The 13,349-nt window shown below is 52.1% G+C and carries 11 protein-coding genes; 7 read left to right on the top strand and 4 right to left on the bottom strand.

Going from position 1 to position 13,349, the window contains the following annotated elements:
* The 3 genes from KQJ18_RS15755 to KQJ18_RS15765 all read left to right on the top strand — a co-directional run.
* A partial coding sequence (locus KQJ18_RS15755; RefSeq protein WP_216422275.1) for an FAD-binding protein occupies positions 1-323 on the top strand: 323 nt, incomplete at its 5' end.
* Positions 310-1,449, top strand: a complete 1,140-nt coding sequence (gene tcuB / locus KQJ18_RS15760; RefSeq protein ID WP_216422277.1) for a tricarballylate utilization 4Fe-4S protein TcuB — start codon at positions 310-312, stop codon at positions 1,447-1,449. The genes KQJ18_RS15755 and tcuB, both read left to right, overlap by 14 nt.
* A 53-nt stretch (positions 1,450-1,502) precedes the next feature.
* Entirely contained in the window at positions 1,503-2,798 is a 1,296-nt protein-coding gene (locus KQJ18_RS15765) for an MFS transporter (protein WP_038638812.1), read from the top strand.
* Between the two features lie 44 nt (positions 2,799-2,842).
* Here the strand turns inward: KQJ18_RS15765 and chiQ are convergent, their stop codons facing one another.
* The 4 genes from chiQ to nagE form a co-directional block, all read right to left on the bottom strand.
* A complete protein-coding gene (gene chiQ, locus KQJ18_RS15770; protein WP_038638809.1) occupies positions 2,843-3,175 on the bottom strand; it encodes a ChiQ/YbfN family lipoprotein in 333 nt (110 codons plus the stop codon).
* Positions 3,176-3,224: 49 nt separating this feature from the next.
* A complete protein-coding gene (gene chiP / locus KQJ18_RS15775) occupies positions 3,225-4,631 on the bottom strand; it encodes a chitoporin (protein ID WP_038638807.1) in 1,407 nt (468 codons plus the stop codon).
* A 432-nt stretch (positions 4,632-5,063) separates the two neighbouring features.
* On the bottom strand, positions 5,064-6,731 hold the full coding sequence (glnS, locus tag KQJ18_RS15780; RefSeq protein ID WP_038638804.1) for a glutamine--tRNA ligase: 1,668 nt from the start codon (positions 6,729-6,731) through the stop codon (positions 5,064-5,066).
* 186 nt (positions 6,732-6,917) lie between these two features.
* Positions 6,918-8,867: a PTS N-acetyl glucosamine transporter subunit IIABC gene (gene nagE, locus KQJ18_RS15785; protein WP_216422279.1), complete on the bottom strand. Its 1,950-nt coding sequence runs from the start codon at positions 8,865-8,867 to the stop codon at positions 6,918-6,920.
* Positions 8,868-9,209: 342 nt separating this feature from the next.
* Between nagE and nagB the strand changes: the two genes are divergently transcribed.
* The 4 genes from nagB to nagD are packed head-to-tail and all read left to right on the top strand — an operon-like array spanning position 9,210 to position 13,258.
* On the top strand, positions 9,210-10,010 hold the full coding sequence (nagB, locus tag KQJ18_RS15790; protein WP_003022803.1) for a glucosamine-6-phosphate deaminase: 801 nt from the start codon (positions 9,210-9,212) through the stop codon (positions 10,008-10,010).
* 60 nt (positions 10,011-10,070) lie between these two features.
* A complete protein-coding gene (nagA, locus tag KQJ18_RS15795; RefSeq protein ID WP_085047510.1) occupies positions 10,071-11,219 on the top strand; it encodes an N-acetylglucosamine-6-phosphate deacetylase in 1,149 nt (382 codons plus the stop codon).
* 8 nt (positions 11,220-11,227) lie between these two features.
* On the top strand, positions 11,228-12,448 hold the full coding sequence (locus KQJ18_RS15800; RefSeq protein WP_160955894.1) for an N-acetylglucosamine repressor: 1,221 nt from the start codon (positions 11,228-11,230) through the stop codon (positions 12,446-12,448).
* Between the two features lie 57 nt (positions 12,449-12,505).
* Positions 12,506-13,258, top strand: a complete 753-nt coding sequence (gene nagD, locus KQJ18_RS15805; protein WP_038638796.1) for a ribonucleotide monophosphatase NagD — start codon at positions 12,506-12,508, stop codon at positions 13,256-13,258.
* The last annotated feature ends 91 nt before the right edge of the window (positions 13,259-13,349 follow it).

Here is a 13,349-nt window from a genome sequence, read left to right on the forward strand (position 1 = left end):
ATAACTGCGCCACCAAAGATTTGCTACCCGCGAAAACGCACTGGGCGCGACCACTGGACCAGCCGCCATACTACGGCTATGCCCTGCGGCCAGGGATCACCTTCACTTATCTTGGGTTAAAAGTGAACGAACACGCCGCTGTGCATTTTGCCGGGCTTCCAAGCCGTAACCTGTTCGTCGCCGGAGAGATGATGGCGGGCAACGTGTTGGGCAAGGGCTACACCGCTGGCGTGGGGATGTCGATCGGCACCACCTTTGGCCGCATTGCCGGAAAAGAAGCCGCGCTGGCCGCACGTAAGGAGACACGTCATGAAGCAGCTTGAGAAACTGATCATCGAAGCGCAAATTATCACCGAACCGGAAGCTGAAGTTGAACGTGTGATGCAGGTGTGCAATGCCTGTCGCTATTGTGAAGGCTTTTGCGCCGTATTCCCGGCGATGACGCAACGTCTGGAATTCGGTAAAGCGGATATCAACTATCTGGCGAACTTGTGCCATAACTGCGGCGCTTGCCTGCACGCGTGTCAGTATGCCCCGCCTCATGAATTTGCCATCAACGTACCAAAGGCGATGGCGGAGGTCCGGCTCGAAACCTATCAGCATTATGCGCAACCCGCCGCCTTTGGCGCGCTTTATCGTCGCGCGGGCGTAACCGTGATGCTGGCGCTGGTTTTCGGTCTGATCCTGTTTTTACTCCTCGCTATAGGTTTGAAAGGTTCACTATTCCATCCTCCGCTGGCCGGGGATTTCTATCAAATTTTCCCGCATAACCTGCTGGCCTGGATGTTTGGTTCGGTCTTTATTCTGGCGATCGGTTTGCTGATGGCGGGCGTGATCCGCTTCTGGCGCGAGATCTCTCCGGGTATGCCGCGTTCCGCCGAGATTGCTGAAGCCTCACACGATGCGCTGACGCTGAAATATCTCGATGGTGGCCACGGCAAAGGTTGTAACGAAGCGGATGATGCTTTCACCCTGATGCGCCGCCGTTTCCACCACTTTACCTTCTACGGTTTTATGCTCTGCTTTGCCGCCACCGTGGTGGCAACAGGCTATCACTACTTTGCAGGCATAGAAGCGCCCTACCCGTTCTTCAGCGTTCCGGTGATGCTGGGCACGCTGGGCGGCATTGGTCTGGTTGTCGGCCCGGCTGGCTTACTATGGCTGAATCTTAAACGCTCACCGCTACACGGCGACGCACGGCAAAAACCGATGGATCGCGGTTTTATTTTGCTGCTGCTGCTGACCAGTCTGACCGGTCTGGCGCTGCTGGCGGGAAGAGACACCTCATGGATGGCTATTTTACTGGCCATTCATCTCGGCGTGGTCATGGCGCTTTTTCTGACCATTCCTTACGGAAAATTTGCCCACGGATTTTACCGCTGCGCAGCCTTACTCAAGTGGGCGATTGAGAAACGGCGCGGCAAACAAGCGGGGGTCACAGGCGACTAACCCGCAAACTCTTACCTCTATAAATATTATGATAAGACAGTGGAGCAAACCCAATGACACAACAACCATCGCGCGCCGGAACTTTCGGCGCAATACTGCGGGTAACCAGCGGTAATTTTCTCGAACAGTTCGACTTTTTTCTGTTCGGGTTTTACGCCACCTATATCGCAAAGACGTTCTTCCCCGCGGAGAGTGAATTTGCCGGGCTCATGTTGACCTTTGCGGTTTTCGGTTCGGGTTTTTTAATGCGGCCCGTTGGCGCAATCGTGCTGGGTGCTTACATCGACAGAATTGGTCGCCGTAAAGGACTGATGGTGACGCTGGCGATCATGGGCTGCGGTACCCTGCTGATTGCCCTGGTTCCCGGTTATCAAAGCATTGGCCTGCTGGCCCCTGTGCTGGTATTAGTCGGTCGATTATTGCAAGGCTTCTCTGCGGGCGTAGAGCTGGGAGGCGTTTCGGTTTATCTTTCTGAAATCGCCACGCCTGGCAATAAAGGTTTCTACACCAGTTGGCAGTCCGCCAGCCAACAGGTCGCCATTGTGGTGGCGGCGCTGATTGGCTACGCTCTGAATGCCACACTGGGGCACGATGAGATCTCTGAATGGGGCTGGCGCATTCCGTTTTTTATTGGTTGTATGATTATTCCGTTGATCTTCGTCCTGCGCCGTTCGCTTCAGGAAACAGACGCATTTTTACAACGTACGCACCGTCCCGACACCAGGGAAATTTTCACCACTATCATCAAAAACTGGCGTCTGATCGCTGCGGGTACGCTGCTGGTAGCGATGACCACCACGACGTTTTACTTTATTACCGTCTACACCCCAACCTACGGCAGGGCCGTACTCCACCTGAGCGCGCGCGATAGCCTGGTAGTCACCATGCTGGTCGGTATTTCTAACTTTATTTGGCTGCCGATTGGCGGAGCGATATCTGACCGAATTGGTCGTCGTCCGGTATTGATGGGGATTACCGTACTCGCACTGCTTACCACCTGGCCGGTAATGCACTGGCTCACCGCCGCGCCAGACTTCATGCGCATGACGCTGGTCCTGCTTTGGTTCTCGTTCTTTTTTGGCATGTACAACGGGGCAATGGTCGCGGCACTCACCGAGGTGATGCCTGTCTATGTCCGTACGGTGGGCTTTTCACTGGCATTCAGTCTTGCCACGGCGATTTTTGGCGGCCTTACACCAGTCATATCCACGGCGCTGGTCCAGCTAACCGGGGATAAAAGCTCACCTGGATGGTGGCTGATGTGCGCAGCACTTTGTGGACTCGCCGCCACGGCAATGCTGTTTGTCCGACTGAGTCGGGGCTATCAACCAGTGGAACATAAGCTCTGAAAAGCAAACGGGCGGAAAATTCTCCGCCCGTAGCATTTTTCGAATTACTGCGCAGCGTTCTTGCTACGAATTTCCTGCCAGACCTTGTCACAATCAGCATTAACGGACTGATCGTTACCCGTGCGCGTGGCCTGGATACACTGCTGATAATCCAGTACGCGTACGCTTTCTTCATTAGCAAACTGCTGGTGCTGCTTTTCTTTCTTCAACACATTCAGCACGCTTTGGCAGGCTTCAATTTTCTCCGGCGATCCTTGCGCGGTGTTAATACACGCGCTGTAGGCTTCTTTCAGGCGACTGTCTTCTTTCGGCGAAGGGGATTGCGCACAAGCCACCAGCCCTGATGCCATAATGGCGATGAGTATCAGTTTTTTCATAGCACTTTCCTCAACGGAGCGGCAGACGTCTGGTCTGCCGCTGTTGGCATTAGAAGATGGTGAACGGAGCAATAACGATGAACTTCACGTCGCGTTCATCCTGGAAGATGTTGCCATAACCACCGCCCCAGCTCGGAATGTCTGAATGGTTGTCGTACTGGGTGAAGTGCAGTTTAAACATGGTGCCCTTCGCACGACCGTCCTGCAGGGTATAGACCGCATCCAGGCTGTAAGAAGACTCTTCGATAGTCCGGTTTTTGTCGTAGTACGCATCCGGATTGAGCTGCCAGGTAGATGGCTTGGCATCCCAGGCGTAAACGTAGGACGCACCGACTGCCCAACCCGGCAGGTTCCAGTTCTTCAGGTCATACATTGCACCGAAGAAGACGGCCTTTTCGCCGTTGGCGTTGAAGTCGGAGCGGTTGTCCCACCAGATATCCAGACGACCGTTTGATGAGGCGTAGGTCGGGGTCATACGCTGCAGGAAGTACCCCTGCTGCCCGTCCGCTTTAACCCAGGTCCCTTCCAGGCGCAGGTCAACCACTTCCGCCACTTTGTAGCCGAAGGTCAACGCCTGCAACCAGGCCGTGCCGTCATAAATATCGTTCACGGTGCGATCATCAACTTTGTCGCGCGCGCCGTAGAACTGATAACTGGTGGTAAACGGGTTACCGCCTAAATCGAATTTGTAGCTGGCTTTCGCGAAGTACTGATCGACGTAGCCTTCAGACTGACCAAATGCCGCTTCCAGCAACAGGTTATTTTTGAAGTCATATTTCGCGCCGATTGAGTGCAGGTAATCTACGCTGGTCTTTTTATCGGCCTGATAGAATTTATCGACTTCGGTGTGCCACGGCGCTTTATATTCGTTGGCCCACATATAGGAGAAGCTCAGTGCGCCGGCATCACCATAGTCGAAGTTGGCACCGGCTTCGGCACCCTGATAAGTACCAGGCATAAAGCTCCAGTGCGGAGCCAATAGCGTCTGCCCGGTTGGTTGAATGTAACCGGCGCGCGCCCAGGTTGGGCCGTATTTAAATTTGGCTGCTGCTTTATACAGGCTAATTCCGCTCTTATCGCCGGAGTAATCTTCGTCGTAGCCTTTATTTTTTGAAGAGAATGCGATTTCGTTTGGATGGCCGCTTTCGCTACTTTCGTTCATTTCAATCGCGGTAAATGCTGCAATATCAATACCAAACATATCCGCCGCATAACCGGACTGGAAGTCGAGGTTGGCGTTCCATGTGGAGTGAGAAAGGTTGGTTTTGTATTTGTCATGATCGGTGACATCTTTACGGTCACGCTCACGCTGCCAGTAATAGATGCCGCCGGTTAAAGTGGAGTCATCAATGAAACCTTCGGCGTGAGCCTGAGGAGCGACAACGAAACCCGACATTGCTGTGATACCGGCGATAGCCAGCGCCAGCGTACTACGTTTGCCACTAAACGTACGCATATGTTAATCCTCTTTGACATAAAAATGCTGCCGATAAAAGCGGTCAGCGAAAAAACAAAAATTAAAAAAGTAGTGCTAAGAAAACCTCAGTGACTACAATGAATAGACTATTTTTCGCGACGCGAATTATCAATCTCTTTCTGTAACGAGTATGTAATAGTATGAGCAACCGCACATATTTCATTGCTTTCTGTTACATTTTCATCGGGAGATAAAAAAGCGTTGAAAAAAAGAAAAAACCGCTTGTTTTCCATGGGGATGAAATCGGTTTCAGCCGATTTCATATTGCGGTAAGTTATTTAAAGGTAAAAACATTCAGCCGATTCATTATTACAGGCATGTAATTAATTCGCTCCGCAAATGGAGCCTGGAAAACGTTTTGGCGTAAAAAAACGCCGCATGAAGCGGCGTTTAGACAGGATGTGTTGCGGCTTATTCGCCCGCTTTAGCCCACGTATCGCGCAGACCAACGGTGCGGTTAAACACCAGCTTGTCAGCCGTAGCGTAGCGGCTGTCAAGGCAGAAGTAACCTTCACGTTCAAACTGGAACGCTTTGCCTGCGACCGCGGCCTGCAGCGATGGCTCGCCGTAGCCGTGTTTAATCACCAGGGATTCCGGGTTAATCACGGACAGGAAGTCCTCTGCCGCACCTGGGTTCGGTACGCTAAACAAACGATCGTACAGGCGGATTTCAATCGGTAACGCATGTGCCGCACTGACCCAGTGAATAACACCTTTTACTTTACGACCATCGGCCGGATCTTTGCTCAGAGTATCGGCATCGTAAGTGCAGAAAATGGTGGTAATATTCCCTTCCGCATCTTTCTCTACACGCTCGGCCTTGATCACGTAAGCATTACGCAAACGAACTTCTTTGCCCATCACCAGACGCTTGTACTGCTTGTTCGCTTCTTCGCGGAAGTCAGCGCGATCGATCCAGATTTCACCGCTGAACGGCACTTCACGGCTGCCCATTTCCGGTTTATTCGGATGATTAGGCATGGTTACCATTTCGCTCTCGCCCTGCGGGTAGTTTTCGATAACCAGTTTCACCGGATCGATAACCGCCATCGCGCGCGGCGCGTTTTCATTCAGATCTTCACGAATGCAGGATTCCAGAGAGGCGATCTCAATGGTGTTGTCCTGCTTGGTCACGCCAATGCGTTTGCAGAATTCACGGATAGCGGCCGCAGTATAACCGCGACGACGCAGGCCAGAGATGGTCGGCATGCGCGGATCGTCCCAGCCCTCAACGTGCTTGTCGGTCACCAGCAGGTTCAGCTTGCGCTTGGACATCACGGTGTATTCCAGATTCAGGCGCGAGAATTCATACTGACGCGGGTGAACCGGGATGGTGATGTTGTCCAGCACCCAGTCATACAGACGACGGTTATCCTGGAACTCCAGCGTACACAGCGAGTGGGTAATGCCTTCCAGCGCATCGCTGATGCAGTGGGTAAAGTCGTACATCGGATAGATGCACCACTTGTTGCCGGTCTGGTGGTGTTCAGCGAACTTAATACGGTACAGCACCGGATCGCGCATCACGATAAACGGCGACGCCATGTCGATTTTCGCGCGCAGGCAGGCTTTACCTTCTTCAAAACCACCGGTACGCATTTTTTCGAACAGCGCGAGGTTCTCTTCGACGCTGCGATCGCGGAACGGGCTGTTTTTACCCGGCTGAGTCAGCGTACCGCGGTATTCGCGAATTTCGTCCGCTGACAGTTCGTCAACGTACGCCAGACCTTTATTAATAAGCTCTACCGCATAGGCATGAAGCTGATCGAAGTAATCCGACGAGTAGCGAATGTCGCCAGTCCAGTGGAAACCTAACCATTCAACGTCGTTTTTAATCGACTCAACGTACTCGATATCTTCTTTAACCGGGTTCGTATCATCAAAACGCAGGTTGCACTGGCCCTGGTAATCTTGCGCAATACCAAAGTTCAGACAAATGGATTTCGCGTGGCCAATGTGCAGATAGCCATTTGGCTCCGGCGGAAAACGGGTATGGATCGTGGTGTGCTTACCACTGGCCAGATCTTCATCGATGATCTGACGAATAAAGTTACTCGGGCGGGCTTCAGCCTCACTCATCGTGGATTCCTCAAAGCGTAAACAACGTATAACGGAATATGATCTTATAAGCCAGGCAGACTGACAACCTTTAGTTACGCAAAATATGTATCAATCGAAAATATTGGGGCCAATTGCTGCAAAAAAAAGCGGCGGAGGAATATCCCCCGCCGCTTAAGGCATTTAACTCATTTTACTCAGGAGCAGTTATTTACCTTTAATCTCATACAGTGGTGTCTGACCGGCAACCACATGACCTTCGGCTTTAATGATCAGAGCGCCGAAATCATCGCTGTTGCTGCACACAACCGGGCTAATCATGGAACGTGCATTGGCGTTCAGGAAATCCAGATCCATTTCCAGAATCGGTTGACCCGCCGTCACTTCCGCACCTTCTTCAACCAGGCGTTTAAAGCCTTTACCTTCCAGCGCGACGGTATCGATACCCATATGGACTACGATTTCCGCGCCTTTAACGGTTTCCAGACAGAACGCATGATTGGTGTTGAAGATTTTCACGATAGTGCCCGCAGCCGGAGCAACCACGATTTTATCTGTTGGTTTCACCGCAACGCCGTCGCCTACCGCTTTGCTGGCGAAGGCTTCATCAGGAACCTGCTCCAGCGCAACGACGTCACCGGTAATCGGAGAAACCAGCGCTTCAACGGTGACTGCGTTCGCTACAGCCTGCGGTTTTGCCACCGGGGCCGCTGCTGCTGGTGCACTTTCAGCAGACGCTGCCGCAACCGGGCCACGCGCCACAACTTTCTTCATTTCGTCGCCGATGGATTCCGCTTTCGCACCTACGATGACCTGGATAGTTTGTTTGTTCAGCTTAACGACACCCGATGCGCCTAAGCGTTTACACATCGCATCGTTTACGCGACCAGAATCGGCCACAGTCAGACGCAGACGGGTGATACAGGCATCAATCGCTTTCAGGTTATCGGTACCGCCAACCGCAGCAATGTAGCTGGTTGCCAGTTGAGCCAGACCTTCTTCAGTATTGCTGTTCGCTTCTTCTGTAACGATATCGTCTTCTTTATCTTCGCGGCCCGGCGTTTTCAGGTTAAACATACGAATAACCGCGCTGAACAACACAAAGTAGATGACGAAGAAGACCAGACCCATCACGACCAGCATCCAGACGTTCTTACTTGCTGCCGGCAGGTTGTACATCAACACGTAGTCGATAGCACCTGCGGAGAAGGAGAAGCCCGCGTGGATCCCCAGCAGCGTCGCAACGAACAGGCTGATACCGGTTAACAGTGCGTGCAGGAGATACAGCAGTGGCGCCAGGAACATGAACAGGAATTCCAGCGGCTCGGTAACACCGGTCAGGAACGCGGTGATCGCAACGGACAGCAGCATACCGCCAACCATCGGGCGACGCGCTTTCGGAGCAGCGAAGTACATCGCCAGCGCCGCACCCGGCAGACCAAACATCATGATCGGGAAGAAACCAGACATGAACATACCCGCAGTGCCGTCACCCGCATAGAAGCGGTTGATGTCACCGTGGAAAACGGTGCCAGCGGCGTTAGTAAATTCGCCAATCTGGAACCAGGCGATGGTATTCAGAACCTGATGCAGACCGGTTGGGATCAGCAGACGGTTGATGAAACCAAAGATACCGGAACCCAACGCGCCAGCGCCTACGATCCACTCACCACCCGCATGGATGGCGTTCTGCACCGGCGGCCACACGTAACCGAAGATAGCAGCCAGCACCAGACAGAAGAAGCCAGTGGCGATCGGCACAAAGCGTTTGCCGCCAAAGAAGCTCAGGAAGTCAGGCAGTTTGATACCAGACCAACGGTTATACACCGCACCGCCAACCAGACCGGTGATGATACCCGCCAGTACCCCCATATTGATGGCCGGGTTAATGGTAACCATTGCTTTGGTCAATATGAAGTAACCGACCGCACCTGCCAGCGCTGCCGCACCCGCGCTGTCTTTTGACCAGCTGGAAGCCACACCGATAGCGAAAATCAGCGCCAGGTTATCGAAGATAGCCCCGCCAGCTTGCGCGATAAAAGGTACGTTTAGTAAATCTGGTTGGCCGAATCGCAGCAACAGTGCCGCGACTGGCAGCACAGCGATGGGGAGCTGTAACGCCCTACCCAGCCGCTGGAAAAAACCTAAAATATTCATTTTATTCCCCCTACGAGACCCCGATTAGGCTTCTTTGAAGCCATATTTTTATTGTGCGACCATTCCTGACAGCAAGATTCTGGATCAACGATATTAACCATTCATCTACATTCTGAGTGTGTGAAAATTTAATTCGTATCGCAAATTAAACGCGTGTTTTTTGTGATTCCAGTCACCAAATATCGTTATTAACCCTCCCTTTCACTGGCTAACTACGAAAACTTATTTTATCATTCAAAAAATCGAAACGGATTGATCCTTACCGATGCAAAACCAGGTTACGCTTAATACTGCACAGAGACTCAATCCGCCAATTGCTTACATTTACTTTTGAGGTGAAGAATGAGACTGATCCCCCTGAATACCGCTGAACAAGTCGGCAAATGGGCTGCTCGCCATATCGTTAACCGTATTAACGCGTTCAAACCAACGGCAGATCGCCCGTTCGTTCTGGGCCTGCCGACGGGCGGTACTCCGCTGACAGCTTATAAGGCATTGGTTGAAATGCATAAAGCGGGCCAGGTGAGCTTCAAGCATGTTGTTACTTTCAATATGGACGAATATGTTGGCCTGCCGAAAGAGCATCCGGAAAGCTATCACAGCTTCATGCATCGTAACTTCTTTGATCACGTTGATATTCCAGCAGAAAACATCAACCTCCTCAATGGTAACGCGCCGGATATTGATGCAGAATGCCGTCAGTATGAAGAAAAAATCCGTTCTTACGGTAAAATCCACCTGTTTATGGGCGGTGTAGGCAACGATGGTCACATCGCGTTCAACGAACCAGCCTCCTCTTTGGCTTCCCGTACCCGCATCAAAACGCTGACTCACGACACGCGTGTTGCTAACTCACGCTTCTTTGACGGCGACGTAAGCCAGGTGCCTAAATATGCCCTGACCGTGGGCGTGGGCACCCTGTTGGATGCTGAAGAGGTGATGATCCTGGTACTGGGTCACCAGAAAGCGCAGGCGCTGCAAGCCGCCGTTGAAGGCAACGTTAACCACATGTGGACCATCAGCTGTCTGCAGTTGCATCCAAAAGCCGTTGTGGTGTGCGATGAGCCTTCCACCATGGAACTGAAAGTGAAAACGCTGAAATACTTTAACGAGTTAGAAGCGGAAAATATTAAAGGTCTGTAATTGATGTCTCCGCCCTGTCGATAAGTTGCAGGGCGGCATTTTTTGAAATCGGGGGTCGGAATGTATGCTTTAACCCAGGGCCGGATCTTTACCGGTCACGAAATTCTTGATGACCATGCGATTGTTGTCGCCAATGGCCTGATTGACAGCGTTTGCCCACTGACTGAGTTACCGTCAGGAATTGAACAGCGCTCACTGAATGGGGCCATTATTTCCCCCGGTTTTATCGATGTACAGCTAAACGGCTGCGGTGGCGTACAGTTTAACGATACGGCAGAAGCCGTGACCGTCGAAACGCTGGAAATCATGCAGAAAGCCAATGAAAAATCAGGCTGCACCAACTATCTGCCTACGCTTATCACCACCAGCGATGACCTGATGAAACAAGGCGTTCGCGTCATGCGTGAATACCTGGCGAAACACCCGAATCAGGCATTAGGACTTCATCTGGAAGGTCCGTGGCTCAATCTGGTGAAAAAAGGCACCCATAATCCGGGATTTGTCCGTCAACCGGACGCTGCGTTGGTTGATTTCCTGTGCGATAATGCTGACGTGATAACCAAAGTGACGCTGGCGCCAGAAATGGTCCCGGTAGAGGTCATCACCAAACTGGTAAATGCAGGTATCGTGGTTTCCGCCGGTCACTCCAATGCGACGGTAAAAGAGGCCAAAATCGGCTTCCGCGCAGGGATTACCTTTGCAACGCATCTGTTTAACGCCATGCCTTATATAACGGGCCGCGAACCAGGCCTGGCGGGCGCTATTCTTGACGAAGCCGATATTTATTGCGGTATCATCGCTGATGGTCTGCATGTTGACTACGTTAACATCCGTAATGCCAAGCGCCTGAAAGGCGACAAGCTGTGCCTGGTCACCGACGCGACCGCGCCAGCAGGTGCCAATATTGAACAGTTCATTTTCGCTGGTAAAACAATATACTACCGGAATGGATTGTGCGTTGATGAGAACGGTACATTGAGCGGTTCATCATTAACCATGATTGAAGGCGTACGCAATCTGGTCGAACATGCGAATATCGCTCTCGACGAAGTGTTACGCATGGCAACGCTCTACCCTGCTCGCGCCATTGGCGTCGACAAACGACTCGGCAGCATCGCGCCAGGCAAAGTAGCCAACCTGACTGCGTTTACGCACGACTTTAAAATCATCAAGACCATCGTTAATGGCAACGAGGTCGTTACTGAGTAAGAGAAAGAATGACACCAGGCGGACAAGCTCAAATAGGTAATGTTGATCTCGTAAAACAGCTTAACAGCGCGGCGGTTTATCGCCTGATTGACCAGCATGGGCCAATCTCGCGTATTCAAATTGCCGAGCAAAGCCAGCTTGCCCCCGCCAGCGTAACCAAAATTACGCGTCAGTTGATCGAACGCGGGCTGATCAAAGAAGTCGATCAGCAGGCCTCCACCGGGGGCCGCCGCGCTATCTCTATCGTCACCGAAACCCGCAATTTCCACGCCATTGGCGTACGTCTGGGCCGTCACGACACGACGCTCACGCTCTATGATATGAGCAGTAAAGTGATCGCCGAAGAGCATTACCCTCTCCCGGAGCGCACCCAGGAAACGCTGGAGTATGCGCTGCTCAACACCATTGCCACTTTTATTGACAGCTGCCAGCGGAAAATCCGCGAGCTGATTGCGATTTCCGTCATCTTGCCCGGCCTGGTTGATCCTGAAAGCGGCGTCATTCGCTATATGCCGCACATTCAGGTCGAAAACTGGGGGCTGGTCGAGGCGCTCGAAAAACGCTTTAAGGTTACCTGCTTTGTCGGTCACGATATCCGCAGCCTGGCGCTGGCCGAGCACTATTTCGGGGCAAGCCAGGATTGCGAAGACTCCATTTTAGTGCGAGTTCACCGCGGAACCGGGGCGGGAATTATTTCCAATGGCCGAATTTTCATCGGTCGCAATGGCAACGTGGGCGAGATTGGTCACATTCAGGTTGAACCGCTGGGTGAGCGCTGTCACTGCGGTAACTTCGGCTGTCTGGAAACCATTGCCGCCAATGCGTCTATCGAGCACCGCGTGCAAAACTTACTGAAACAGGGTTATCCCAGCCGACTCACGCTGGATGATTGCAATATTAAAGCTATCTGTAAGGCGGCAAATAAGGGCGATAACCTGGCAGCAGAAGTGATTGAACACGTTGGTCGCCACTTGGGTAAAACCATCGCCATCGCTATCAACCTGTTTAACCCACAAAAAATCGTCATTGCAGGCGAAATTACTGAGGCAGATAAAGTGCTGCTGCCTGCAATAGAAAGCTGTATCAACACGCAGGCGTTGAAAGCGTTTCGCCACAATTTACCGGTGGTTCGTTCCACGCTGGATCACCGTTCCGCCATTGGCGCCTTTGCGCTGGTGAAGCGTGCGATGCTCAACGGGACATTGCTGCAACGTTTGCTGGAAAACTAATGCTCTCATATAGTAGTGGATTACTATAAGACTCATAACTAATTCCCTGGGTTGTTCATGACCATTAAGAATGTAATTTGTGATATCGACGGCGTGCTGATGCACGACAATGTCGCCGTACCGGGTGCGGCAGAATTTCTGACCGGGATCCTGGAAAAAGGCCTGCCGTTAGTTCTGCTGACTAACTATCCTTCACAGACCGGGCAAGATCTGGCAAACCGCTTCGCCACCGCGGGAGTGAATGTCCCCGATAGCGTCTTTTATACTTCCGCCATGGCTACCGCTGATTTTCTTCGTCGCCAGGAAGGGAAAAAAGCCTACGTGGTAGGTGAAGGCGCGTTAATTCATGAGCTGTATAAAGCCGGGTTTACCATTACCGACGTGAACCCCGATTTTGTGATTGTTGGCGAGACGCGCTCCTATAACTGGGACATGATGCATAAAGCGGCATATTTTGTCGCTAACGGCGCGCGTTTCATCGCCACAAACCCGGATACTCACGGCCGCGGCTTTTATCCCGCCTGCGGTGCACTGTGCGCCGGTATCGAGAAAATCTCTGGCCGTAAGCCGTTTTATGTCGGCAAACCCAGTCCGTGGATTATTCGCGCGGCGCTCAACAAAATGCAGGCGCACTCGGAAGAGACCGTTATCGTTGGCGATAACCTGCGTACCGATATTCTGGCGGGCTTCCAGGCCGGTCTGGAAACCATTCTGGTATTGTCTGGCGTCTCAACGCTTGACGACATCGACAGCATGCCGTTCAGACCGAGCTGGATTTATCCGTCCGTTGCTGAGATAGACGTCATTTAATCTCTTTGGCCGGATAACAATACCTGCAAGTTATCCGGCCTGAAAAACACGCCCATTCAATAAATTCATCTTTTCACTGCTGATTCATCAA

The sequence above is a fragment of the Citrobacter sp. S55_ASV_140 genome (assembly GCF_018919505.1).
Taxonomy (GTDB): domain Bacteria; phylum Pseudomonadota; class Gammaproteobacteria; order Enterobacterales; family Enterobacteriaceae; genus Citrobacter; species Citrobacter werkmanii.